18 protein-coding genes and 1 tRNA gene are annotated in these 23,367 nt (G+C 72.3%); 12 read left to right on the top strand and 7 right to left on the bottom strand.

Annotated features, from left to right (window positions below; translation table 11 throughout):
- Positions 1–15: 15 nt before the first annotated feature.
- Both metG and LVO85_RS02260 read left to right on the top strand, forming a co-directional pair.
- Positions 16–1,839 (top strand): methionine--tRNA ligase, encoded by a 1,824-nt coding sequence (gene metG / locus LVO85_RS02265; protein ID WP_232745770.1) that lies wholly within the window; start codon positions 16–18, stop codon positions 1,837–1,839.
- Positions 1,836–2,681 (top strand): TatD family hydrolase, encoded by an 846-nt coding sequence (locus tag LVO85_RS02260; RefSeq protein WP_232745769.1) that lies wholly within the window; start codon positions 1,836–1,838, stop codon positions 2,679–2,681. Before metG ends, LVO85_RS02260 begins: the two co-directional genes overlap by 4 nt.
- On the opposite strand, the gene LVO85_RS02255 is transcribed toward LVO85_RS02260, so the two are convergent.
- Genes LVO85_RS02255 through LVO85_RS02245 form a run of 3 tightly spaced genes read right to left on the bottom strand, consistent with a single transcriptional unit; the run spans position 2,682 to position 5,880 of the window.
- Positions 2,682–4,334 (bottom strand): ABC transporter permease, encoded by a 1,653-nt coding sequence (locus tag LVO85_RS02255; protein WP_232745768.1) that lies wholly within the window; start codon positions 4,332–4,334, stop codon positions 2,682–2,684. It lies immediately after the preceding gene.
- Positions 4,334–5,230, bottom strand: coding sequence for an ABC transporter ATP-binding protein (locus tag LVO85_RS02250; protein ID WP_232745767.1), 897 nt, complete (start codon positions 5,228–5,230; stop codon positions 4,334–4,336). The genes LVO85_RS02255 and LVO85_RS02250 overlap by 1 nt, the downstream gene beginning before the upstream one ends.
- Positions 5,227–5,880, bottom strand: a complete 654-nt coding sequence (locus LVO85_RS02245) for a TetR/AcrR family transcriptional regulator (RefSeq protein WP_232745766.1) — start codon at positions 5,878–5,880, stop codon at positions 5,227–5,229. Before LVO85_RS02245 ends, LVO85_RS02250 begins: the two co-directional genes overlap by 4 nt.
- A 108-nt stretch (positions 5,881–5,988) precedes the next feature.
- Between LVO85_RS02245 and rsmA the strand changes: the two genes are divergently transcribed.
- From rsmA to LVO85_RS02225, 4 genes are all read left to right on the top strand, one after another.
- The gene (rsmA, locus tag LVO85_RS02240; protein WP_232745765.1) at positions 5,989–6,849 is read left to right on the top strand and encodes a 16S rRNA (adenine(1518)-N(6)/adenine(1519)-N(6))-dimethyltransferase RsmA; all 861 of its coding nucleotides are present in this window, start codon (positions 5,989–5,991) and stop codon (positions 6,847–6,849) included.
- Positions 6,850–6,892: 43 nt separating this feature from the next.
- On the top strand, positions 6,893–7,858 hold the full coding sequence (locus tag LVO85_RS02235; RefSeq protein WP_232745764.1) for a 4-(cytidine 5'-diphospho)-2-C-methyl-D-erythritol kinase: 966 nt from the start codon (positions 6,893–6,895) through the stop codon (positions 7,856–7,858).
- Positions 7,858–9,678, top strand: coding sequence for an ABC-F family ATP-binding cassette domain-containing protein (locus LVO85_RS02230; RefSeq protein WP_232745763.1), 1,821 nt, complete (start codon positions 7,858–7,860; stop codon positions 9,676–9,678). Before LVO85_RS02235 ends, LVO85_RS02230 begins: the two co-directional genes overlap by 1 nt.
- Positions 9,679–9,960: 282 nt before the next feature.
- Complete coding sequence (locus tag LVO85_RS02225) at positions 9,961–10,881, top strand: hypothetical protein (RefSeq protein ID WP_232745762.1); 921 nt, start codon at positions 9,961–9,963, stop codon at positions 10,879–10,881.
- 6 nt (positions 10,882–10,887) lie between these two features.
- On the opposite strand, the gene LVO85_RS02220 is transcribed toward LVO85_RS02225, so the two are convergent.
- Positions 10,888–11,409 carry a MarR family winged helix-turn-helix transcriptional regulator gene (locus tag LVO85_RS02220; RefSeq protein WP_232745761.1) on the bottom strand — a complete coding sequence of 174 codons (522 nt, stop codon included), beginning with the start codon at positions 11,407–11,409 and terminating at the stop codon, positions 10,888–10,890.
- A 179-nt stretch (positions 11,410–11,588) separates the two neighbouring features.
- The gene (locus LVO85_RS02215; RefSeq protein ID WP_232746176.1) at positions 11,589–12,194 is read right to left on the bottom strand and encodes a TetR/AcrR family transcriptional regulator; all 606 of its coding nucleotides are present in this window, start codon (positions 12,192–12,194) and stop codon (positions 11,589–11,591) included.
- A 155-nt stretch (positions 12,195–12,349) separates the two neighbouring features.
- Between LVO85_RS02215 and LVO85_RS02210 the strand changes: the two genes are divergently transcribed.
- The 5 genes from LVO85_RS02210 (at position 12,350) to pth (ending at position 16,573) form a co-directional block, all read left to right on the top strand.
- Positions 12,350–12,428: transfer RNA gene (locus LVO85_RS02210), tRNA-Gln, on the top strand.
- 37 nt (positions 12,429–12,465) lie between these two features.
- Positions 12,466–13,941 (top strand): bifunctional UDP-N-acetylglucosamine diphosphorylase/glucosamine-1-phosphate N-acetyltransferase GlmU, encoded by a 1,476-nt coding sequence (glmU, locus tag LVO85_RS02205; RefSeq protein ID WP_332875397.1) that lies wholly within the window; start codon positions 12,466–12,468, stop codon positions 13,939–13,941.
- Positions 13,938–14,921: a ribose-phosphate diphosphokinase gene (locus tag LVO85_RS02200; protein ID WP_232745760.1), complete on the top strand. Its 984-nt coding sequence runs from the start codon at positions 13,938–13,940 to the stop codon at positions 14,919–14,921. Before glmU ends, LVO85_RS02200 begins: the two co-directional genes overlap by 4 nt.
- A gap of 315 nt (positions 14,922–15,236) precedes the next feature.
- On the top strand, positions 15,237–15,914 hold the full coding sequence (locus LVO85_RS02195; RefSeq protein WP_232745759.1) for a 50S ribosomal protein L25/general stress protein Ctc: 678 nt from the start codon (positions 15,237–15,239) through the stop codon (positions 15,912–15,914).
- A 68-nt stretch (positions 15,915–15,982) separates the two neighbouring features.
- Positions 15,983–16,573, top strand: a complete 591-nt coding sequence (gene pth, locus LVO85_RS02190; protein WP_232745758.1) for an aminoacyl-tRNA hydrolase — start codon at positions 15,983–15,985, stop codon at positions 16,571–16,573.
- Positions 16,574–16,764: 191 nt separating this feature from the next.
- On the opposite strand, the gene LVO85_RS02185 is transcribed toward pth, so the two are convergent.
- Positions 16,765–17,487, bottom strand: coding sequence for a PspA/IM30 family protein (locus LVO85_RS02185; protein ID WP_232745757.1), 723 nt, complete (start codon positions 17,485–17,487; stop codon positions 16,765–16,767).
- 90 nt (positions 17,488–17,577) lie between these two features.
- Entirely contained in the window at positions 17,578–19,647 is a 2,070-nt protein-coding gene (locus tag LVO85_RS02180; protein ID WP_232745756.1) for a TPM domain-containing protein, read from the bottom strand.
- A 109-nt stretch (positions 19,648–19,756) separates the two neighbouring features.
- Between LVO85_RS02180 and mfd the strand changes: the two genes are divergently transcribed.
- Entirely contained in the window at positions 19,757–23,344 is a 3,588-nt protein-coding gene (mfd, locus tag LVO85_RS02175; protein ID WP_232745755.1) for a transcription-repair coupling factor, read from the top strand.
- Positions 23,345–23,367: the final 23 nt, after the last annotated feature.

Genomic DNA, 23,367 nt, shown 5'->3' with positions numbered 1-23,367 from the left:
CTAGACTGCGGCCTCATGACCCATGTCCTGTCTGCTGTCGCCTGGCCGTATGCCAACGGCCCGCGCCACCTCGGCCATGTGGCCGGGTTCGGTGTGCCCTCCGACGTGTTCAGCAGGTACATGCGGATGGCCGGGCACGACGTCCTCATGGTCTCCGGCACCGACGAGCACGGCACGCCGATCCTGGTCGCCGCCGACAAGGAGGGCGTCAGCGCCCGCGAGCTCGCCGACACCAACAACCGGATGATCGTGCAGGACCTGGTCGACCTCGGGGTCTCCTACGACCTGTTCACCCGCACCACGACGGCCAACCACTACGAGGTCGTCCAGCAGATGTTCCTGGCCGTCCACGCCAACGGCTACATGGTCGAGCAGACCACGCCGGCCGCGATCAGCCCCTCGACGGGCCGCACGCTGCCGGACCGCTACATCGAGGGCACCTGCCCCATCTGCGGGTACGCCGAGGCGCGCGGTGACCAGTGCGACCACTGCGGCAACCAGCTCGACCCGACCGAGCTGAAGGACCCGCGCAGCCGCATCAACGGCGAGACCCCCGACTTCGTGCAGACCCAGCACTTCTTCCTCGACCTGCCGGCCCTGGCGCAGGCGCTGGGGGAGTGGCTGGACGACCGCGAGGCCTCGGGCCTGTGGCGGCCCAACGTCATCCGCTTCTCCAAGAACATCCTCGACGACATCAAGCCGCGCGCCATGAGCCGTGACATCGACTGGGGCATCCCGGTGCCGCTCGAGGGCTGGCGCGACCAGCCGACCAAGCGGCTCTACGTGTGGTTCGACGCCGTCATCGGCTACCTCTCGGCCTCGGTCGAGTGGGCCCGGCGACAGGGTGAGCCCGACCGCTGGCGCGAGTGGTGGAACGACCCGCAGGCCCTGACCTACTACTTCATGGGCAAGGACAACATCACCTTCCACTCCCAGATCTGGCCCGCCGAGCTGCTCGCGCACAACGGGCAGGGCGAGCGCGGCGGTGAGCCGGGTCCGTTCGGTGAGCTCAACCTGCCGACCGAGGTCGTGTCCTCGGAGTTCCTCACCATGGAGGGCAGGCAGTTCTCCTCCAGCCGTGGGGTCGTGATCTTCGTGCACGACGTGCTGGAGCGCTACCAGGTGGACGCGCTGCGCTACTTCCTCTCGGCAGCGGCCCCGGAGCAGGCCGACTCCGACTTCTCCTGGCCGGAGTTCGTCAAGCGCACCAACACCGAGCTCGTCGCGGGCTGGGGCAACCTGGTCAACCGCACGGCCTCAATGATCGCCAGGAACTTCGGGGAGGTGCCGGCCGCCGCAGCGCTCGCACCGGTCGACGAGGCACTGCTGACGCAGGTCCGGGAGGGCTTCGACACCGTTGGCGGCCTCATCGCCCGGCACCGGCAGAAGGCGGCGCTCGCCGAGGCCATGCGGCTGGTCGGCGAGGCCAACGCCTACGTCTCGACGACGGAGCCGTTCAAGCTGAAAGGGGAGCAGCAGCGCGAGCGCCTCGGCACGGTGCTGCACGTGCTGGCCCAGACGGTCGTCGACCTCAACACCCTGCTGTCGCCCTTCCTGCCGCACTCCTCCAACGCGGTGCATGCCGCGCTCGGCGGCGAGGGCACCTTCATGCCGATGCCGCACGTGGAGGAGGTCAGCGACCTCGACGAGCCGCAGCGGGCGACCTACCCGGTCATCACCGGTGACTACTCCGCGATGCCGCGCTGGGAGCACCGCCCGGTCACCGTGGGAGCACCGGTCGCCAAGCCGACGCCGATCTTCACCAAGCTGGACCCCTCGGTGGTCGACGAGGAGCGCCGCCGGCTGGGGCTGCCCGTGGAGGAGACCACGACCGTATGACGCAGGCCCGGTCCCCGCAGCGGCCGCCGGCTCCCGACCGGCTGCCCATCGCCGTGGTCGACAACCACTGCCACCTGGACATCGGCCGGGAGGGGGCGCCCGCGCCCTCGGTGCAGGAGGCGCTCACGCTGGCGGCCGCCGTCGGGGTGGACCGTCTGGTGCAGATCGGGTGCGACCGGACCAGCGCGGCCTGGACCGTGGGCGTCGTGCGCGAGCACTCCCGGGTGCTCGGTGGCGTGGCCGTGCACCCCAACGAGGCACCCCGGCACGCAGCGGCCGGGGAGCTGGAGCAGGTCTGGGCCGAGATCGAGCAGCACGCCGCGGAGCCGCGCATCCGGGTCATCGGAGAGACCGGGCTCGACTACTACCGGACGGGCCCGGAGGGCGTGGGGGCCCAGCAGGAGTCCTTCCGCTGGCACATCGACCTGGCCAAGCGCACCGGCAAGGCGCTGCAGATCCACGACCGCGACGCCCACGAGGACGTCATGCGCATCCTCGCCGAGGAGGGGGCGCCGGAGCGGGTCGTCATGCACTGCTACTCCGGCGACATGCAGATGGCCCGGGAGTGCGTGCGCCGCGGCTACTACCTCTCCTTCGCCGGCACCGTGACCTTCAAGAACGCCCGTGAGCTGCGCAACGCGCTCGCGGTCACCCCGCTGGAGCACCTGCTCGTCGAGACCGACGCTCCCTACCTCACGCCCTCGCCGCATCGCGGCCGGGTCAACGCCCCCTACCTGGTGCCGCTCACAGTGCGGGCGATGGCCGACACGCTCAACGTCTCGGTGCCGGCGCTGTGCCGGGCACTGTCCGACAACAGCGAGCGGGTCTACGGCCCCTGGTGATCAGCCGCGCAGGCCCCGGCGCTCGAACGCCGGCACCGCCAGCGCGACGAGCGCGAGGAAGATCGCGAGCAGCACGGCCGCGTCGCCCCAGGCCATCCCCGAGCCGAGCGGGTCGCTGCCCAGGAAGTAGTGGAAGGGCGAGAGGGCGGCCCAGTCGGCATACGACTCCGCCAGCGGCAGGAACGACTGCAGCATGTAGGCCACCAGCGCGACCCCCACGGCCGTGCTGACCGCCCAGCGCACCCGGCCGGTGGCGGCACTGACCAGCAGCGCAACCGCGCCGAAGACCAGGCCCAGGAGCGTGGCCAGCAACGAGATCGCGGCCAGGTTGACCAGGGACACGTCGAGCCCGGCCAGCACGATGCCGGCTGCGGTGCCCAGGAAGGTCAGCAGGCCCACGACGGCGGCCAGGGCGACCATGGCGGCGGCCTTGCCGAGCACGATGCTGCTGCGGCGCACCGGGCTGGCCAGCAGCAGCTCCATCGTGCCGGCCTCCTCCTCCCCGGCCAGGGCCTTGGCCCCGACCGTGCCGGTCACCGCGATGAGGGCGATGGGCATCATGATCGAGAAGACCTCGCCCTGCAGGAAGCCGGCCGGGGTCGACATGTCCACGCCGCCGATCATGGCGATCAGCGCGTCGGGGAGCTGCTCGAAGAGCTCGCTCATGCCGTCGGGCAGCAGGGTGAACAGCAGCGCCTCGAGCAGCCCCAGGCCCGCGATCGAGGCGCCGACCACGAGGGTGAGCCCCTGGTGGTCCGATGCCGTCTTGACCGGGATCGAGGAGACCCGGGCCTGCCCGCCGATGCGGTCGGCCAGGGCCGCGGTCCGGGGGTTGTCCCGCAGCCGGTCGAGCAGCGTCACGGACGTGACGGTGCTGCGCAGGTCGCGGCGGTTGACCCCGACGACGGAGGCGACGGCCAGGGCGACGGTCAGCCCGAGCAGCACCGCCAGGTGCCCGGCGTCGACCCCGTTGACCTCCGGTGCCGAGGAGCTGAAGTACCACCACGGGAAGAGCTGCGCGACGGCCCGGCCGCCGTCGATCATCGGCAGGAACGACGTGGCCAGCCACGACAGCGCCATGAACCCCCCGGCGCCTCCGGCTGCGACCGACGGTCGACCGGTCCAGGCGCCGAGGGCGACGGCGAGCATGCCCCAGAAGAGCGAGTTGGCCCACAGGTGCACGACGAGCGCGCCCACCTGCACCCCGGTGACGTCGATGTCCAGAGCCGTCGGCACGATGAGCCCGGCGACCCACAGCAGCAGCGCCCCCACCGTGGTGAGCACCACCAGAGCGGCCATCTTGGAGAGCAGCACCTGGGTGCGGCTGCGCGGGTTGGCCAGCAGCAGCCCGATGGTGCCGTCACGCTCCTCGCCGGCGATCGACGCCGAGCCGGCAGCGATCGCCAGGCCCCCGATGGTCAGGGCCCCCATGAGGTTGTACATCGCACCGTAGGCGATGCCCCCGACGCCCGTGCCGAGCTGGGAGATGCCGGCGGCGTCCAGGATCGCCTCGGGCAGCTCGTAGTAGAAGGACAGGTCGATCTCGGCATACACCGCCATCGCCAGCGCCAGCATCAGGCCGAGCGCCACGGCCGCGACCAGCATGCCCACGATGCGGTCGCGCACCGTGAAGGTGAAGACCGACAGTCCCATCACACACCTGCCTCGCGGTAGTAGGCCAGGAAGATCTCCTCCAGGTCGGCCTCCTCGCTGGAGATGTCGACGAGGTGGTGGCGCGTGGTGGCGATGGCCAGCAGCTCGTCCATGTTGCCGTCGAAGCTGAGGTGCACGGCGTTGTCGAAGGCCTCGACGTCGCGGGCCCCCCGCAGGTGCGAGAACTCCTCGGCCGGGACCGGCGTGTCGAAGACGAGCTCGATGCGGCGGATGGCCTTTGAGCGCAGGTCGTGCACCCGCTCCACGTCGATGAGGCGGCCGGCGCGGATGATGCCCACCCGGTCGGCCACACGCTGCACCTCCGACAGGGTGTGGCTGGACAGGAAGACGGTCCGGCCCTCCTGCGCGACCTCGCGGACCATGGCCTGGAACTCCTGCTGCACGAGGGGGTCGATGCCGGTGGACGGCTCGTCCATGATGATGACCTGCGGGCGGTTCATGAACGCCTGGATGATGCCGATCTTCTGCCGGTTGCCGCTGGAGTAGTCGCTGACCTTCTTCGACAGGTCGGCGTCGAGACGCTGCGCCAGCTGGTCGACGTAGCCCCAGTCGACCCCGCCGCGCAGGTTGGCGAAGTAGGTGAGCGTGTCCTTGCCGGTGAGCCGGGGGTACATCGCCAGGTCGCCGGGCAGGTAGCCGATGTGGCGCCGGATCTCGACGGCGTCGCGGTGGCTGTCCAGGCCGACGACGGTCGCGCTGCCGCGGGTCGGCCTGATGAGGTCGAGCACGGTGCGGATCATGGTGGTCTTGCCGGCTCCGTTGGGCCCCAGGAAGCCGAAGACCTCCCCGGCATGGACCTCCAGGTCGAGGTCGACGAGCGCCTCGACGTCGCCGAAGCTCTTGCTGAGGCCGGAGGTGGTGATGGCTGCGGTCATGGCTGCGTTCCTTCGGACGGGGACGCGGTGGAGAACGCGTCGCGGATGCGGCTGTCGGTGAACAGCCCGTCGGTGTAGAGGTCGAGCAGGGGTGGGCCGATGGCGAGCATCGCCTCGACCTGGTCGTCCATCCCCAGCACCCGCTCCAGGTGGTGACGGAGCAGGGTCTGCGCCAGCCCCGCGTTGAGCAGTGCGGCGGCGCGCGCCTCAGGGTGCCCGGTGGGACGGATCAGCCCGGCGTCCTCTCCGGCCTGCAGGTAGACCAGGGCGTCCTGGTACAGCCGGTCGTAGAGGTGCCGACCGACCTCCGCGTCCTCGGTGAGCGCCCGGGCGAGGTAGGACATGGCCGGGGCGAACTCCTCGGCGTTGGCCCGCATGCTCAGCTCGTCGGGGGTGAGCTGCCCGGTCATGGTGGCGAACTTGCCCTCGCGGATCTGGGTGACGAGGTGCTCCTCGACCGACTGGCGCAGCCCCTCCTTGGAGCCGAAGTGGTGCAGCACCAGGGGTGCCGAGACCCCGGCCCGGTCGGCGATGGCGCGCACCGTGGTCGCCCGGAAGCCGACCTCACCGAACAGATGCAGGGCGGCGTCGCGGATCCGGGCCCGGGCCGTGCGGTCCGGGGAGGGGTCGACGACCTGCGCTGAACTCATGTTCAACATGCTAAACGTGTGTTCAGTCCGGGCGCAAGGGGCTGTCGCGCACCTCACACCCCAGCAACCGGGACCGGGTGCGGCCCGGCATCTGGCAGGCTGGCGGCTGTGCCCGACCACACCGCCGACGCCCTGCTCGGACCTGCGGAGATCCGCGAGCTCGCCACCCGCCTCGGTCTCCGTCCCACCAAGCAGTGGGGGCAGAACTTCGTCATCGACGCCAACACCGTGCGCCGCATCGTGCGGGCCGCCGACGTCGGGCCTGACGACGTCGTGGTCGAGGTCGGGCCGGGGCTGGGCTCCCTCACGCTCGGCCTGCTGCAGGTCGCCCGGCACGTCACCGCACTGGAGATCGACCCCACGCTGGCGGCCGAGCTGCCCACGACGGTGCGCACCCACGCCCCGCAGGTCGCCGACCGCCTGAGCGTGCTGCATACCGACGCCCTGCGGCTGCAGGCGCTGCCCGACCCGCAGCCGACCGCCCTGGTGGCCAACCTGCCCTACAACGTCGCCGTGCCGGTCGTGCTGCACCTGCTCCAGCTGCTGCCCACCCTGGACACGGTGCTCGTCATGGTGCAGTGGGAGGTCGCCGAGCGGCTGGCCGCCGGGCCGGGGTCACGCACCTACGGCGTGCCCAGCGTCAAGGCCGCCTGGTATGCCGAGGTCTCCATGGCGGGCCGCATCGGCCGCACCGTCTTCTGGCCGGCACCCAACGTCGACTCCGGGCTCGTGCGCATGGTGCGGCGGGAGCCGCCGCCCACCGTCGCGACCCGGGAGGAGGTCTTCGCGGTGGTGGACGCCGCCTTCGCGCAGCGGCGCAAGACGCTCCGGGCGGCGCTGGCCGGGTGGGCCGGCGGCGCCCCGAGAGCCGAGGCTGTCCTCCGGGCGGCGGGGGTCGACCCCTCCCTGCGCGGCGAGCGCCTGCGGGTCGAGGACTTCGCCGCCATCGCGGCAGCCGCCCGGGACTGAGGTCGGTGAGACTCCGGGGCCAGGTCACCCTAGGGTTGGAGCCATGACAGCCGTTGATCCAGCCCTGCGGGTCACCGTCCGCGTGCCCGGCAAGATCAACCTGGAGCTGTCCGTGGGGCCGCGTCGCGAGGACGGCTACCACGAGCTGGTGACCGTCTTCCAGGCCGTGAGCGTCTACGACCGGGTGATGGTGCAGGCCGCCGACGAGTGGTCGGTGCGCGCCGTGGGGCCGTATGCCGACCGGGTGCCCGACACGGAGGACAACCTCGCCCTGCGGGCGGCCCGGCTGCTCGCCGACCGTGCCGTCGAGATGGCCGGTGCCGGCACCCGGCCGGGCCCGGTGGCCCTGACGGTCGAGAAGAAGATCCCCGTCGCGGCCGGCATGGCCGGCGGCAGCGCCGACGCGGCCGCCGCGCTGGTCGGGTGTGCCGAGCTGTGGGACCTCGGCGTGCTGCGCGACGACCTGGAGCCGCTGGCGGCCGAGCTCGGCGCCGACGTGCCCTTCCTGCTGCACGGCGGCACCGCGGTCGGCTCCGGCCGGGGCGACGACATCTCCCCCGTGCTCTCCCGTGGCGAGGTGCACTGGGTGCTGTGGGTGACCACGGGGGACGGGCTGGCCACGCCCGCCGTCTTCGCCGAGTTCGACCGGCTGCACGAGGGCCAGGAGCTCGACCTGCCCTCGCTGTCGCCGCAGCTGGTCTCTGCGCTGCGCCGGATGGACCCTGACGCCATCGGCACCGCCCTGCGCAACGACCTGCAGCCCGCCGCGCTGTCCCTGCGCCCCGACCTGCAGGAGGTGCTCGACGCCGGCCTCGACCTGGGGGCCCGCGGGGCACTGGTCTCCGGGTCAGGCCCGACCGTGGCCTTCCTCGTCGGCTCCCAGGCCGAGGCGCTCGACCTGTCCATGGGCCTGGCGGCCCGGGGCCCGGCCGGTGACATCCTGCGCGTCACCGGCCCTGTCGGCGGGGCCGCCGTCGTGGACAGCCGCGGCGCGCGGCTGAGGCTCTGATGGCCCCACTGGTCGCCCTGCACGGCGCCACCATCGTCGCCGGCACGCAGGTGCTGCTGGACGACGTCTCGGTCGGCATCTCCGGAGGGGAGCGCATCGGCGTGGTCGGCCGCAACGGCGGCGGCAAGTCCACCCTCCTGCGCGTGTTCGTCGGCACCCGGACCCTGGACTCCGGGCGGGTGGTGCGCACCGGTGGGGTGACGGTCGGCATGCTCGGGCAGACCGACGACCTCGACCCGGTCGCCACCGTCGGGCAGCTGGTGCTCGGCGACCTGGCCGAGCACGAGTGGGCCGGTGACGCGCGCGTGCGCGAGATCCTCGACGGCCTCCTGGGCGACCTGGACGCCTCGGCGCTGGGCGGCTGGGACGCCCCGGTCGGGCCGATGTCCGGCGGGGAGCGACGCCGCCTGGCGCTGGCTGCACTCCTGGTCGCCGACCCCGACCTGCTCCTGCTCGACGAGCCCACCAACCACCTGGACGTCGAGGGGGTGGCCTGGCTCGCCGCATACCTCGCCGACCGCAGGCCACGGCCCGACAACGGGCTGCTGGTGGTCACCCACGACCGGTGGTTCCTCGACGCCGTGAGCACCCGCACCTGGGAGGTCGAGGACGGCGACGTGCACACCTACGAGGGCGGCTACGCGGCCTACGTGCTGGCCAAGGCCGAGCGCAGCCGCATCTCGGCGGTCACCGAGGAGCGGCGCGCCAACCTGCTGCGCAAGGAGCTCGCGTGGCTGCGGCGCGGGCCGCCGGCGCGCACCAGCAAGCCGAAGTTCCGCATCGACGCCGCCAACGAGCTGATCGCCGGTGAGCCCCCGGCACGCGACCAGGTCGAGCTCGTGCGCTTCGCGACGACCCGGCTCGGCAAGGACGTGCTCGACCTGCTCGACGCCACCGTGCGGCTGGGGGAGCGGACCCTGCTCGACCGGGTCACCTGGCGGCTCGGGCCCGGTGACCGGTACGGCATCGTCGGTGTCAACGGTGCCGGCAAGTCCACCCTGCTGCGGGTGCTGCTCGGCCGCCTGCCGCTGGACGGCGGCACGCTCAGGACCGGCAAGACCGTGCGGATGGCCATGCTCAGCCAGGAGCTGCGCGAGCTCGACCGTGTGCAGGGCCGGACCGTCATCGACGCCATCACCGAGGTGCGCGCGTTCACGATGCTCGGCGGCAAGGAGGTGTCCGCCTCGCAGCTGGCGACCCGGCTCGGGTTCACCGGCGGCCGGCAGCAGTCGCGGGTGGGCGACCTCTCCGGCGGCGAGCGGCGGCGTCTGCAGTTCCTGCGTCTGCTCATGGACGAGCCGAACGTGCTGCTGCTCGACGAGCCGACCAACGACCTGGACATCGACACCCTGACCGCGATGGAGGACGTCCTCGACGGCTGGGCCGGCACCCTCCTCGTGGTCTCGCACGACCGCTACCTGCTGGAGCGCATGACCGACCGGCAGGTGGCCCTGCTCGGTGACGGGTCCCTGCGCGACCTGCCGGGTGGCGTGGAGCAGTACCTGCAGCTGCGGCGCGAGATCCGTGAGCGCTCCTCGGGTATGCCGTCCGCCCGCGCCGTGGCGAGCGCCGGTGCTGTGGGCGCACCGGCCGGGCCCTCGGCGGCCGAGCTGCGGGAGGCGCGCAAGACCGTGGCCAGGGTGGAGCGGTCGCTGGCCCGGCTCGCCGACCGCGAGGCGCGGCTGCACGACGACATGGTGGCCGCAGCCACCGACGCCGAGGCCATGGTGCGGCTCAGCAGGGAGCTGGAGGCGCTGCACGCCGAGCAGGAGGCATTGGAGGCCGAGTGGCTCGAGGCCGCCGAGCGGGCCGACGCCTGACCTCGCCCGAGGCCTGACCTCCCCCCGACGCCTGACCCCTCAGCCGACCAGGCTCCTCCCCTCGGGTTCGCCTCGCCAGCTCCCGCCCGCCGGGGTCCGGTGCCGCCTTGTCCGACCGGTGCTGCGCTGCAGGGCAGCACCGGTCAGACTGCACAGCACTGAACAGTGCTGAACAGTGCTGCTCAGGACCCCGCCGGTCCCCAGGCCCGGGGGCCGGCTCCGGCGGCTGCGGTTGTCCACAGGGGTGCCCCACGCCGTCCGACGGCGTGCCACGGTGAGCCGATGCGCCAGCAGCTCGCGAGCCTGACGGCAGGGTCCGGAGGCGTGTTCCTCCGCGCCGACGCCCTCGTCACCGACCACACCGACGACGACATCCGTGCCTGGGCCCGGTCGGGGGAGGTGCGTCGCCTGCGCCGGGGCGTCTTCGCCGTCGGCGCCGAGCCCGGTTTCGCAGCAGACCGGATGCTCGAGCAGGCCGCCGGCCTCGCCCGGCTGCACGGTGACGACATCGCCCTGAGCCACCACACTGCTCTCGTCCTGCAGGGCGTCGCTGTGCACGAGGTGCCGTTCTCCGAGGTCTGGTCTGTGCGGGTCGGCGGTGCTGTCCAGTCCGGGCCGGGACTCCGTGTGGTCCGTCCCCGCACGGCTCCCACCCTCGTGCGGGTCGGCGGCATCCAGGCGGTGACCTCTGCGCGGGCCGTGCTCCAGGTGGCGGGCAGCTTCGGCGCAGCCGCGGGCATCGTGTCCGCGGACTCGGCGGTGGACAAGGACCTGGTCACGGCCGATGACCTGGCGCAGGAGCTCGGCCGGCTCGGGCGCAGGCCGGGCGCTGCTGCGGCACGGGCCACGGTCGACCGGTGTCGTCGAGGCGCGCAGTCGCCGGGGGAGACCCTGTTGCGCCTCTTCGCCGAGGACCTCGGCCATGAGGTCGAGCTGCAGTTCCCGGTCGCGGAGCCGAGCCGGCAGCCCTTCGCCTTCACGGACCTGCGCATCGTGGGCACGCGCAGCCTCTGGGAGTTCGACGGGCTCAGGAAGTATGCCGGGGCGGCCGGGGCAGCGGCCCTGGCCGCCGAGAAGGTGCGCGAGGACCGCATCCGCCGGCTCGGCTGGGGCCTGGAGAGGGTGGTGTGGGTGGACTTCAGGCGTCCCGAGCAGCTGGCGGACCGCATCACGCAGGCCGCGCGGCGGCACCGCATACGGTGAGGCTGCCTACGGGGCGGGGTCCTCGAACGGCGCGACCAGGTGCCGCAGTGCTGTGACCAGTGCGGCGCGGTCTGCCTCGGAGATGGGGTCGAGGAAGGCGCGCTCGTGCTCGACGAGGCCCGCCAGCGCAGCGTCGACCAGGCCGCGGCCCTCGTCGGTCAGGCCCACCAGGACGGCCCGCCGGTCGGTGCTGGAGGCCGACCGGTCGACCAGGCCGCGGGCCGCCAGCCGGTCCACCCGGTTGGTCATCGTGCCGCTGGTCACCAACGTCTGGCGCAGCAGCTCACCCGGAGTGAGCCGGTAGGGCGGACCCGACCTGCGCAGCGCCGACAGGACGTCGAACTCCCAGGGCTCCAGCCCGTGTGCCGCGAAGGCGCTGCGTCGGGCACGGTCGAGATGCCGGGCCAGCCGGGTGACCCGGGAGAGCACCTCCAGCGGTGAGACGTCGAGGTCGGGCCGCTCGCGGCGCCACGCGGCGACGATGCGGTCGACCTCGTCCCCGGAGCCATGCTCGTGCGCCTGAGCCATGCCACCCAGCGTAGTCCCGTCAAGAATCTTGGCGTCAAGATGTCTCCCGTGGCGTGCTGTCTGACGGGTGCTGTCCTCTCTGAGGGATGCTGCCCTGCAGCGCAGCCCCCCTCAGACACGGCAGCACCGGACTGCGCACACCGTGGAGCGGACCGCTCAGGCAGCCGCCGAGGCGCCCCTCAGGGCTTGGGCACGGAGCGCAGGGTCGGCTTGGGCTCCATGCCGGCCAGGCCGTTCCACGCCAGGTTGACCAGGTGGGCGGCCACGTCGTTCTTCTTGAACTTGCGCGAGTCGAGCCACCAGCCGCCGGGGATGGCCACCATGCCGACCAGCATCTGGGCATACAGCGGAGCCATCTTCGGGTCGAGCTTGCGGCGCTTGAACTCCGCGGCCAGGATGTGCTCGACCTGCGTGGCGACGTCGCTGATAAGGCTGGCGAACGTGCCGGTCGACTGCCCGGGCGGGCTGTCCCGCACCAGGATCCGGAAACCGTCGGTGGAGGTCTCGATGTAGTCGAGCAGGGCCAGGGCAGCGCGCTCCAGCAGCGCCCGCGAGTGGCCGTCGCCGGTCAGTGCCGTGGTGACCGCGGACAGCAGGGCCTGGATCTCGCGGTCCACGACCACGGCATACAGCCCCTCCTTGCCCCCGAAGTGCTCGTAGATCACCGGCTTGGAGACACCTGCGGTCTGCGCGATCTCCTCCACGCTGGTGCCCTCGAAGCCGCGCTCGGCGAAGAGCCGCCGCCCCACGTCGATCAGCTGCTCCCGCCGCTGCGGTCCGGTCATCCGGGAGCGTGCGGCGCCGGCCTTGCTCGTTGGGGTGGTCACGCCCCCATCATGTCAACACCCTGGGCCGACGCCCCGCGCCGCCGTGGCGGGGTGCCTTGGGGTGCCGTGTCCGCTGGCCTACCCTGGGGAGGTTCCCGGCGCCGCCGGGGCGTTCCCCGGTTGCTCTGCTGGCAGGGGCCGCCTGACTTTGAATCAGGATTAGCGACGTAGGTTCGATTCCTACCCGGGGAGCCGGCGGCGCTCGTCGGGCGCGTTAGAGTCGTGACCCGTGAGCACTCCCGCTGCAGTCATCGTCCTCGCCGCGGGCGAGGGCACCCGGATGAAGTCGGCCACCCCCAAGGTGTTGCACCGCATCGGCGGCCGCTCCCTGGTGGGACACGCCCTGTATGCCGCGCGCCAGGCGGAGCCCCAGCACCTCGCCGTCGTCGTGCGTCACCAGCGCGAGCTGGTCGCGGCCCACGTCGCCGAGTGCGACCCCGGCGCGGCCATCGCCGACCAGGACGAGGTCAAGGGCACCGGCCGTGCCTGCGAGTGCGGTCTCGACGCGCTGCCGGCCGACCTGACCGGCACGGTGCTGGTCACCATGGGTGACGTGCCGCTGCTGTCGGGGGAGACCCTCGCCGAGCTGACCCGGCACCACGAGCAGACAGGCGCCGCGGTCACGGTCATCACCGCCGAGCTGCCTGACCCGACCGGCTACGGGCGCATCCTGCGCGACGAGGCCGGCGACGTGGTGCGCATCATGGAGCACAAGGACGCCCTGGCCGAGCGTGAGGCCGGCGGGCCGTGGGCCCACGCGCTCGACGTGGCCGAGATCAACTCCGGCATCTATGCCTTCGACGCCGCGCTGCTGCGCCGGGCGCTGCGGGAGGTCGGCACCGACAACGCCCAGGGCGAGAAGTACCTCACCGACGTGCTCGGCATCGCCCGTCGCGCGGGGCTGCGGGTCACCGCCCACCTCATCGACGACCTGTGGCAGACCGAGGGGGTCAACGACCGCGTGCAGCTGGCGAGGCTGGGCGCCGAGCTCAACCGCCGGGTGATCGAGGGCCACATGCGCGCCGGGGTCACCGTGGTCGACCCGGCGACCACCTGGGTGGACGCCGACGTGAGCATCGGCCAGGACACGGTGGTGCGGCCCGGCACCCAGCTGCTCGGGGCGACCTCGGTCGGCTCGGACGTCACGGTCGGGCCGGACACCACGCTCACCGACGTGGAGGTCGGTGACGGGGCGTCGGTCGTGCGCACCCAGGGGGAGCTGGCGGTCATCGGCGCGGGAGCCACGGTGGGCCCGTTCGCCTACCTGCGCCCCGGCACCGTGCTCGGGGTCGAGGGCAAGATCGGTGGTTTCGTGGAGACCAAGAACGCCACGATCGGTGACCACGCCAAGGTGCCGCACCTGTCCTACGTCGGTGACGCCACGATCGGGGAGCACACCAACATCGGGGCCGCGAGCGTCTTCGTCAACTACGACGGGGTCGACAAGCACCACACCACCATCGGCAGCCACTGCCGGATGGGCAGCGACACCATGTATGTCGCACCCGTGACCGTCGGTGACGGAGCGGGCAGCGGTGCCGGCACGGTCATCCGCAGGGATGTGCCCCCGGGTGCCATGGCCATCAACGTGGCCCCGCAACGCAACATCGAGGGCTGGGCGGTCTCCAAGCGCCCGGGCACCCCGCAGGCCGAGGCAGCCGCGCGGGCCACCGCACCGCAGACCCAGGAGGGGCCGCAGGCATGACCGGCATCCATCTCACGACCAAGAAGAACCTCATGGTCTTCAGCGGCCGGGCCCATCAGGAGCTGGCCGAGGCCGTGGTCGACGCCCTGGGCACCGAGCTGGTCCCCGCGGACTCCTACGAGTTCGCCAACAGCGAGATCTACGTCCGGTTCAACGAGTCGGTGCGCGGGTGCGACGCCTTCGTCATCCAGAGCCACACCGCGCCGATCAACAAGTGGATCATGGAGCACCTCATCATGGTCGACGCGCTCAAGCGCGCCTCGGCCAAGCGGATCACGGTGGTGCTCCCGTTCTACGGCTACGCCCGCCAGGACAAGAAGCACCGGGGGCGGGAGCCGATCTCGGCACGCCTGGTGGCGGACATGTTCAAGACGGCCGGGGCCGACCGGCTCATGGCGGTCGACCTGCACACCGCGCAGATCCAGGGCTTCTTCGACGGGCCCGTCGACCACCTGATGGCACTGCCGATCCTGGCCGACTACGTGCGGGAGAAGTACGGCCGCGAGGAGCTCGCCGTCGTCTCGCCCGACGCCGGCCGGATCAAGGTGGCCGAACAGTGGTCACACCGTCTCGGCGGTGCGCCCCTGGCCTTCATCCACAAGACGAGGGACATCAGCCGCCCCAACCAGTCGGTCGCCAACCGCGTGGTGGGCGAGGTCGCCGGCCGCACCTGCATCCTCGTCGACGACATGATCGACTCCGGCGGCACCATCTGCCAGGCGGCCGACGCGCTCATGGCCGAGGGCGCCGGCTCCGTGGTCATCGCCGCCACGCATGCCATCTTCTCCGACCCGGCCGTGCAGCGGCTCTCGGCGTCGGTGGCCCGCGAGGTGGTCGTCACCAACACGCTGCCGCTGAGCGAGGAGGCCCGCGCGCTGCCCAAGATCACCGAGCTGTCGATCGCCCCGCTGGTCAGCCAGGCGATCCGCGCGGTCTTCGAGGACGGCTCGGTCACGAGCATGTTCGACGGGCAGGCCTGACGACCTACGACCCACGGCCCGGGCAGGCCGCACCGCGTCACGGTGGGCTCACGGCATACCGTGACCAGCAGCGGGGTATGCCGTCCGCCTGGTTTCGGTTGCACCAGCCGGTCGCGTAGACTGTCGGACTGTTGCCTCGGCGAGGGACGCCACACGGTCGACAAGCGACCTGCGGTTTCCGTGATTCGACGCGGCGGTGCTCGACATCTCGTCGTCCCCGTCCGGTCGACCGCGCCCGTCCGCCCGCGTCGTGTCCCGCGTCGAGGCCCAGCACCGTCGCTGATCCCCTGATCCCGCAGTAGTGAAAGAGGCCTCATGTCCGACCAGATCCGTATCTCCGCCGAGAAGCGCACCCAGTTCGGCAAGGGCGCTGCCCGTCGCATCCGCCGCGCCGACAAGGTGCCCGCCGTGCTCTACGGCCACGGCAACGACCCGCTGCACCTCACCCTGCCGGGCCACGACACCATGATGGCGATGAAGCTCAGCAACGCCGTCCTGACGCTGGACGTCGACGGCGAGGAGCACCTGGCCCTGGCCAAGGACGTGCAGCGCGACCCGATCAAGCGCTTCATCGAGCACGTCGACCTCGTCACCGTGATCAAGGGCGAGAAGGTCGAGGTCGACGTCTACGTGCACGTCGAGGGCGAGGCCGCACCGGAGACCCTGGTCAACCTCGACCACTCCGAGCTGACCATCGAGGCCGAGGCCACGCGCATCCCCGAGTCGATCACCGTCTCGGTCGAGGGCCTCGAGGCCGGCACCCAGATCCACGCCGGCGAGCTCACCCTCCCCGACGGCGTCACCCTGGTCACCGACCCCGACGCGCTGGTCGTCAACGTCACCCAGGCCAAGTCCGAGGAGGCGCTGGAGTCCGAGCTCGCCGAGGTCGAGGCCGAGCTGGGCATCGAGAAGGACGAGTCGGAGGAGTCCGCCGAGGGCGAGACCTCCGAGGAGTCCGCGGAGGGCGAGACCTCCGAGGCCGAGCAGTCCTGACGATCGTCTGAGCGGCACGGGCGTCGAGGTCTCCTCGGCGCCCGTGCCCCGTTCCGGGAGGCACACTGATGGACCCGTGGCTGGTCGTCGGGCTCGGCAACCCCGGCCCGAAGTACGCCGGCAACCGGCACAACATCGGCGCGATGGTCCTGGCCGAGCTCGCGCACCAGGCCGGGGCCACACCCCGGCAGCACAAGGCCCGCGCGTGGGTCAGCGAGGTGCGGCTCGGCACCCTGCCCGGCGGTCTGCCGGGACCTCGGGTGGTCCTGGCGCAGCCGATGACCTACATGAACCTCTCCGGCGGGCCGGTCGCGGCAGTCGCGAGGTTCTACTCCGTGCCGCTGGACCGCATCGTGGTGCTGCACGACGAGCTCGACATCGACTTCGGGACCGTCCGGCTCAAGCGAGGTGGGGGAGAGGGCGGCCACAACGGCCTGCGCTCGGTCAGCCAGTCCCTGGGCACCAAGGACTACCTGCGGGTCCGGCTCGGGGTCGGTCGGCCCCCCGGACGACAGGACCCTGCCGACTTCGTGCTCTCCGACTGGCCGGTGCGGGACCGGGTGGACGTCGAGCTGCTCATCGGGGACGGCGCCGACGCGGTCCATGACCTGGTGCACCTCGGGCTGGAGGCGGCGCAGCAGCGCTTCCACTCGCGCTGAGCCACGCCGCTGCACGACGGCTGAGGCAGGACACGAGCGGGCCCGGCACCTCGGCGAGGTGCGGGCCCGCTCGGTCACTACCCCTGGCAACGTGGTGGGGAAGGGTGCGAAACCCCTAGCAACGTGGTGGGGAAGGGTGCGAAACCCCTAGCAACGTGGTGGGGAAGGGTGCGAAACCCCTGGCAACGCGGTCAGGAGGACTGGCCACCCTTGAGCTGCTGCATCCGCGCCTCGATCTCACGGTCGTGCGTGTGGTCCTCGAGCTCGGCGAACTGGTCCTCCAGCCTCGTCGCCTGCGCCTCCGCCCGACCCTGCACCATCGCCTCCTGGCGACGGATCCGGTCCTCGAAGCGGGACAGCTCGCTGTTGGGGTCCATGACGTCGATCGAGGAGATCGCGTCGTGCACCTTGCTCTGTGCCTCCGCCGTGCGGGCCCGGGCGACCAGGGTGCCGCGGCGGGACTTGAGGTCCTCGAGCTTGGTCTTCATCGAGACCAGGCCCTGCTTGAGCTGCTCGACCGTGGCGTTCTGCTGCTCGATGGCGGGACGTGCCGAGGCCACGTCGTCCTCGTGCTGGATCTGGCGACCCAGGGCCATCCGGGTGAGGTTGTCGAACTTCTCGGCGCCGGCGACGTCACCGGAGGACCGCATCTCCTCGGCCTTGCGCGAGGCGGCGGACGCCTTGCGACCCCACTCCTCGGCCGCCTCCTCGTCGGCCTTGAGGTCGGCCTCGGCCATGCGCACGTTGGCGATGGTGACCGCCACGGCCTCCTCGGCCTCGGAGATCGAGTTGGTGTAGTCGCGAACCAGCTGGTCCAGCATCTTCTCCGGGTCCTCGGCGTTGTCGAGCAGCGCGTTGATGTTGGCCCGCGCGAGCTGGGAGATGCGACCGAGGATGGTCTGCTTCTGCGTCATGCTGGTCTTCCTTTCGTGTACGTCCAGGTCCCCTCATCGGGTGCGGAGACCCCTGGTATGCCGTGATGCGGGTGTGGTCGTGGGCCCGGGCTAGAACCTCCCGCCGCTGCCGAAGCTGCCGCCCCCGCCGAAGCCGCCACCTCCCCCGAAACTACCCCGACCGCCACCGAACCCGCCTGCGCTGCCGCCCCACGAGGAGCCACCGCCCCGGCCACCGCCGAGCAGGATGCCGCCCAGCACGAGGGAGCCGATGTCGATGCCCTGGTTGCCCCGTCGGTGCGGGCCAGGCCCGGACCAGCGGTCGACGTCGTCGTCGGCCTGGGCCAGGGCCTGCTCGCCGAGCTGCTCGGCGCGGTTCAGCAGGCCGGCCGCCTGCGTGATGTCCTGGTCGGCCGCAGCCTGGGCCTGGTCGAAGAGGCGCAGCGCCTCGGAGATGCGGGTGCGGGCTCCGCTGTCGACGGCCCCGCGCCGGGTGGCGATCGTCTCGTCGATGCTGCGCAGCCGGGCCCCCACGCGGGCCACCCGCTGGTCGAAGTCGCGCCGCATCTTGCTCTGGTGCTCCTCGGACTCGCGCATCGGCTCGAGGACGGTGTCCAGGTCGTGCTCGGCACTGTCGAGCGCTGCGAGCGCAGCGAGGGGGTCACCGCCACGGCCGGCCTCCTGGCCGCGCTGCACGGCCTCGCGTGCTCGGTCCACGGCCTGCCGCACCGTCGGGTCCTGGGGTGCGAGCCGGCCGGCGTCCTGGATGTCCGCGGTGATGGAGCTGATGGCCTCCGAGAGCGACTGCACGGAGTTGGCCAGGTCGTCGCCGGCCCGGTCGATCTGGTCGAGCAGGCGCACGGCCTGCCCGAGGGCGGCCTCGGCCGACCGGGCCGCTGCCACGGCGGACGCGCGGTCGTCGCCGGCCAGGGCCCGGCGGCCCTCCTCGACGAACCCCTCGACGCTGCCGAGGAGCCGTGCGGCCTGCTCGCGATGCCGATGCACGGTCACCAGCGACTGCGCGGGGTAGCGCGCCTCGAGCCCCCGGACGACCTGCTCGGCCGTGGGGAGCCGGCGGGAGACCTCCTGCCGGCCACGGTCGAGGTCGTCGAGGAGCTCGGGCGCCCGGTCCTGCAGCGAGCGCAGCTCGGCGAACTCCTGGGTGCCGGCCTCGAGGTTCCCGGTGGCGGCGCGCGACAGGTCGATGATCTGGCCGAGCATGGTCCGCTCGACGGGCTCCGCCTCGCGGTCGGCGTCGTCGAGCTCCTGGCGGATGCGGAAGGCCTCGCGGGCCTGCGCCTTGGCCTGGGCCAGCACCGCGCCGAACTGGGCGGTGCGCTGCTGGCCGAACTGGGCCTCGGCGAAGGCCAGCTCCTCCTCGGCGGAGCGGACGGCGTTGTCCAGGCCCACGAGCGACTCGGCGGCCAGGCGCTGCAGCTCCAGGGTCGGCATGCCCTGCGCCGAGGCGGGCTCCGCCGGGTCGCCGGCGGTGCGTCCGCCTCCGCGTCGGGCCGCCTTGTTGCCGAGGCGGCTGACCACGGCCACACCCCCGACCGCGACCAGCGGGGCGAAGACGAGCCACGGCAGGCCGAACGCGCTGTCCGTGCCCAGGCCCCCCTCACCTCCGGGGTAGGTCTGTGTGCCACCGTCCAGGTCGCCGCCGGCCCACGCGACGTACCCGTCCGCGGCGGCCTCGACGGCGCCGACCCAGTCGTCCTCACGCAGCGCCGGGACGATGAAGTCGGTCTCGACGGCGGCGACGGACTCGGGGGTCAGCCCGCTCGCGGTGTCGGCGGCGGAGCCGTAGGCGCGCTCCTCGACCGCGACCGCCAGCAGGACGTTGTTGCCGCCCATGCCCGAGGTGTCGTAGGTGGCCTGAGCCCACTCGGCGCCGCTGTTGCCCCCGGCGCCCTCGAAGCGGTCGACGTAGGCCACGTAGAGGATCAGCCCGGTCTCCTCCTCCAGGCGCTCCAGGGCGGCCTCGACCCGGTCCTCCTCGCCCGAGAGCGCCCCTGCCGGGTCGTAGACCTGCCCCGGCAGGTCGACCGGCTCCTCGGCATACGCCGCACCCAGCAGCGTGGACGGGACGCCGAGCAGGACCCAGGCCGCCAGGAGCAGCGCCGCGGCCGCTCGGGCGGCACGGCGCCTCGACGCCTGGTGGACAGCTCCGGTGTCGTGCACGTGGACGATCCTCCCCTCGGGCCACGCGAGTGCGCAACCGAGCCTTAGACTTGCACCTTCCACCGACGGTTCCCCCTCTGGGGGTCCCTGTCCCGCGCCGAAGGACTCCATGCCCCTCACCGCCGCCCTGGATCTGATCCGCACCGATCCCGGCGTCCGCGCCGTCACGGCTGCCGCCGACGACGTCCGCGGCACCGCCGACGTCGTCGCCGGTCGCGGCATGCACCCGCCGCTGGCAGCCCTGCTCGCCGAGCACTCGACGGTGCTCGCGGTCACCGCCACCGGGCGCGAGGCGGACGACCTGGCGACGGCGCTGGCCGACTACGTCCCGGCCGACAGCGTGGCGACCTTCCCCAGCTGGGAGACCCTGCCGCACGAGCGGCTGAGCCCGCGTAGCGACACCGTGGGACGCCGGCTCGCGGTGCTGCGTCGTCTCACCCACCCCGACCCCGACGACGCGGTCTACGGACCGCTGCGCGTCGTCGTGGCATCCGTCCGGGCGGTCCTGCAGCCGGTGGTGCGGGGCCTCGGCGAGCTCGAGCCGGTGCAGCTGCGCCCCGGCGACGAGCGGGCCCTGGAGGACGTGGTCGAGGCCCTCGTGGGGGCCGCCTACACGCGCACCGACCTGGTCGAGCGCCGCGGGGAGTTCGCGGTGCGCGGGGGTCTGCTCGACGTCTTCCCGCCCACCGAGGAGCACCCGCTGCGGGTCGAGTTCTGGGGGGACACGGTCGAGGAGGTGCGCTGGTTCAAGGTCGCCGACCAGCGCTCGCTCGAGATCGCCCAGCACGGGCTCTGGGCGCCTCCGTGCCGCGAGGTCCTGCTCACCGACGAGGTCCGGGCCCGTGCCGCGGAGCTGGGGGCGCAGCTGCCCGGCGTCGCCGACCTGTGCGCCAAGCTGGCCGAGGGCATCGCCGTGGAGGGCATGGAGTCGCTGGCCCCCGCCCTGGTGGACGGGATGGAGACGCTCGTCGACGTGCTGCCGGAGCAGGCGCGCGTGCTGGTGCTGGACCCGGAGCGGGTGCGCACACGGGCACACGACCTGGTGGCCACGAGCGAGGAGTTCCTGCAGGCCAGCTGGGCCAACGCGGCAGCGGGCAATGTCGTGCCGGTGGACCTGCAGCAGGTGCTGGGCACCGCCTCCTACCTCGGCCTCGGGGAGGCGCGGGAGCACACGCTGGGCACCGGGCGCTCCTGGTGGACGGTCACGCCGTTCGCCTCCGACGAGGGCCTGGCCTGGTTCGCCGACCCGCAGGACGGTCCGGGCCTCGACGCCCAGCTGCGCGTCGAGGCCACCCCGGTCGAGGCCTACCGGGGAGACATCGAGGCAGTCGTCGGTGACCTGCGCCGCTGGCTGGAGGAGGGCCGGCGCGTGGTGGTCGCCCTGGAGGGCGCAGGGCTGGCCAAGCGGGTCGCCGAGCTGCTCGGGGAGCACGACGTCGCACACCGCCTCGACACCCCGCTGCGCGACCTGGCCCCGGACATGGTGCACGTCACCACGGCGACGGTCACCGGCGGCTTCGACCTGCCCGGTGCCCGGCTGGTGCTGGTGGGGGAGACCGACCTGACCGGCCAGCCGGGCACCGGTGGGTCGACCAAGGACATGCGCCGTATGCCGTCGCGCCGGCGGGGCCAGGTCGACCCCCTGCAGCTGCGCCCGGGTGACTTCGTGGTGCACGAGCAGCACGGTGTGGGCCGCTTCGTGGAGATGGCGCAGCGCACCGTGCAGGGGGCCACACGGGAGTACCTGGTGCTCGAGTACTCCGCGTCCAAGAAGGGACAGCCCGGGGACCGGCTGTACGTCCCCACCGACCAGCTCGACCAGGTCACCCGCTACGTCGGTGGCGAGTCCCCGACGCTGAACCGCCTGGGCGGCTCGGACTGGCAGAAGACCAAGTCCCGCGCCCGGCGGCACGTGCGCCAGATCGCCGGTGAGCTGATCCGGCTCTACAGCGCACGGATGGCCACTGTCGGTCACGCGTTCTCCCCGGACACCCCCTGGCAGCGTGAGCTCGAGGACGCCTTCGCGTTCACCGAGACCCCCGACCAGCTCTCGAGCATCGAGGAGGTCAAGGCGGACATGGAGCAGTCGGTCCCCATGGACCGGCTGATCTGCGGTGACGTCGGCTACGGCAAGACCGAGATCGCGGTCCGCGCCGCCTTCAAGGCGGCCCAGGACGGCAAGCAGGTCGCCGTGCTGGTGCCCACGACGCTGCTCGTGCAGCAGCACTTCCAGACCTTCTCCGAGCGCTACGCGCAGTTCCCGGTCACGGTGCGGGCCCTGTCCCGCTTCCAGAGCGACAAGGAGGCGCGGGAGACCGTCGCCGGCCTGGCCGACGGGTCGGTCGACCTGGTGATCGGCACGCACCGGCTGCTCTCGAGCTCGGTGCGCTTCAAGGACCTCGGGCTGGTCGTCATCGACGAGGAGCAGCGCTTCGGGGTGGAGCACAAGGAGCAGCTCAAGGCGCTGCGCACGAACGTCGACGTGCTCGCCATGTCGGCGACCCCGATCCCGCGCACGCTGGAGATGGCGGTCACCGGCATCCGCGAGATGTCGACCCTGGCGACGCCGCCGGAGGAGCGCCACCCCGTGCTGACCTTCGTCGGTGGCTACGACGAGAAGCAGATCAGCGCCGCCATCCGGCGCGAGCTGCTGCGGGACGGCCAGGTGTTCTACGTGCACAACAAGGTCAGCTCCATCGAGCGTGCCGCAGCCCGCCTGCGCGACCTGGTGCCCGAGGCCAGGGTCGCCGTGGCGCACGGGCAGATGGGCGAGCACAAGCTCGAGGAGGTCGTCGTCGACTTCTGGGAGCGTCGCTCCGACGTGCTCGTGTGCACCACCATCGTCGAGACCGGCCTGGACATCTCCAACGCCAACACCCTCATCCTGGAGCGGGCCGACCAGATGGGCCTGTCCCAGCTGCACCAGCTGCGCGGCAGGGTCGGGCGCGGCCGTGACCGTGCCTACGCCTACTTCCTCTACCCTCCGGAGAAGCCGCTCACCGAGACGGCCGTCGACCGGCTGCAGACGATCGCCGGGCACACCGACCTCGGTGCCGGCATGGCCGTGGCGATGAAGGACCTGGAGATCCGCGGCGCCGGCAACCTGCTCGGCGGCGAGCAGTCGGGCCACATCGCCGGTGTCGGCTTCGACCTTTACGTGCGCCTGGTCGGCGAGGCCGTCGCGGAGTTCAAGGGCGAGGAGGAGCAGGGGCCGGTCGAGGTCAGGATCGAGCTGCCGGTGGACGCCCACCTCCCGCACGACTACGTGCCGGGGGAGCGGCTGCGTCTGGAGGCCTACCGCAAGCTGGCCCAGGTCAAGGACGAGCAGGAGCTGGCCGCCATCCACGAGGAGCTCCTCGACCGCTACGGCGCCCCGCCCGAGCCGGTCGAGACGCTGCTGGAGGTCGCCCGGCTGCGCACGGTGGCCCGGGCCGCCGGCATCAGCGACATCGCTGTGCAGGGCCAGAGCATCCGGTTCGCGCCGGTCGAGGGGCTGCGTGAGAGCCAGCAGCTGCGGCTCAACCGTCTCTACCCGGGCACCATCGTCAAGCCGACGACCCGCACCATCCTGGTGCCGGCCCCGAAGACGGCCCGGGTGGGCGGCAGGCCGCTGCGCGACCGTGCCGTGCTCGACTGGGCCTCGCGGCTCGTCCGGGCCGTCCTGCTCGACGACATCGCGGCGGCGGCGACACGCTGACCGATGCCGGGTGACATGATGGG

Source organism: Ornithinimicrobium sediminis, assembly GCF_021272345.1.
In the GTDB taxonomy this organism is placed as follows: domain Bacteria; phylum Actinomycetota; class Actinomycetes; order Actinomycetales; family Dermatophilaceae; genus Ornithinicoccus; species Ornithinicoccus sediminis_B.
Note: the sequence above shows the minus strand (reverse complement) of the source record. Positions and strands in the feature narration are given on the sequence as shown.

Excerpts from the sequence above, each read along its gene's own strand:
- LVO85_RS02260 (WP_232745769.1), top strand. The coding sequence starts at position 1,836 with ATGACGCAGGCCCGGTCCCCGCAGCGGCCGCCGGCTCCCGACCGGCTG.
- LVO85_RS02245 (WP_232745766.1), bottom strand. The coding sequence starts at position 5,880 with ATGAGTTCAGCGCAGGTCGTCGACCCCTCCCCGGACCGCACGGCCCGG.
- metG (WP_232745770.1), top strand. The coding sequence starts at position 16 with ATGACCCATGTCCTGTCTGCTGTCGCCTGGCCGTATGCCAACGGCCCG.
- LVO85_RS02235 (WP_232745764.1), top strand. The coding sequence starts at position 6,893 with ATGACAGCCGTTGATCCAGCCCTGCGGGTCACCGTCCGCGTGCCCGGC.
- LVO85_RS02225 (WP_232745762.1), top strand. The coding sequence starts at position 9,961 with ATGCGCCAGCAGCTCGCGAGCCTGACGGCAGGGTCCGGAGGCGTGTTC.
- LVO85_RS02220 (WP_232745761.1), bottom strand. The coding sequence starts at position 11,409 with ATGGCTCAGGCGCACGAGCATGGCTCCGGGGACGAGGTCGACCGCATC.
- mfd (WP_232745755.1), top strand. The coding sequence starts at position 19,757 with ATGCCCCTCACCGCCGCCCTGGATCTGATCCGCACCGATCCCGGCGTC.
- LVO85_RS02250 (WP_232745767.1), bottom strand. The coding sequence starts at position 5,230 with ATGACCGCAGCCATCACCACCTCCGGCCTCAGCAAGAGCTTCGGCGAC.
- LVO85_RS02215 (WP_232746176.1), bottom strand. The coding sequence starts at position 12,194 with ATGACCGGACCGCAGCGGCGGGAGCAGCTGATCGACGTGGGGCGGCGG.
- LVO85_RS02230 (WP_232745763.1), top strand. The coding sequence starts at position 7,858 with ATGGCCCCACTGGTCGCCCTGCACGGCGCCACCATCGTCGCCGGCACG.
- LVO85_RS02200 (WP_232745760.1), top strand. The coding sequence starts at position 13,938 with ATGACCGGCATCCATCTCACGACCAAGAAGAACCTCATGGTCTTCAGC.
- pth (WP_232745758.1), top strand. The coding sequence starts at position 15,983 with ATGGACCCGTGGCTGGTCGTCGGGCTCGGCAACCCCGGCCCGAAGTAC.
- LVO85_RS02195 (WP_232745759.1), top strand. The coding sequence starts at position 15,237 with ATGTCCGACCAGATCCGTATCTCCGCCGAGAAGCGCACCCAGTTCGGC.
- LVO85_RS02255 (WP_232745768.1), bottom strand. The coding sequence starts at position 4,334 with ATGGGACTGTCGGTCTTCACCTTCACGGTGCGCGACCGCATCGTGGGC.
- LVO85_RS02185 (WP_232745757.1), bottom strand. The coding sequence starts at position 17,487 with ATGACGCAGAAGCAGACCATCCTCGGTCGCATCTCCCAGCTCGCGCGG.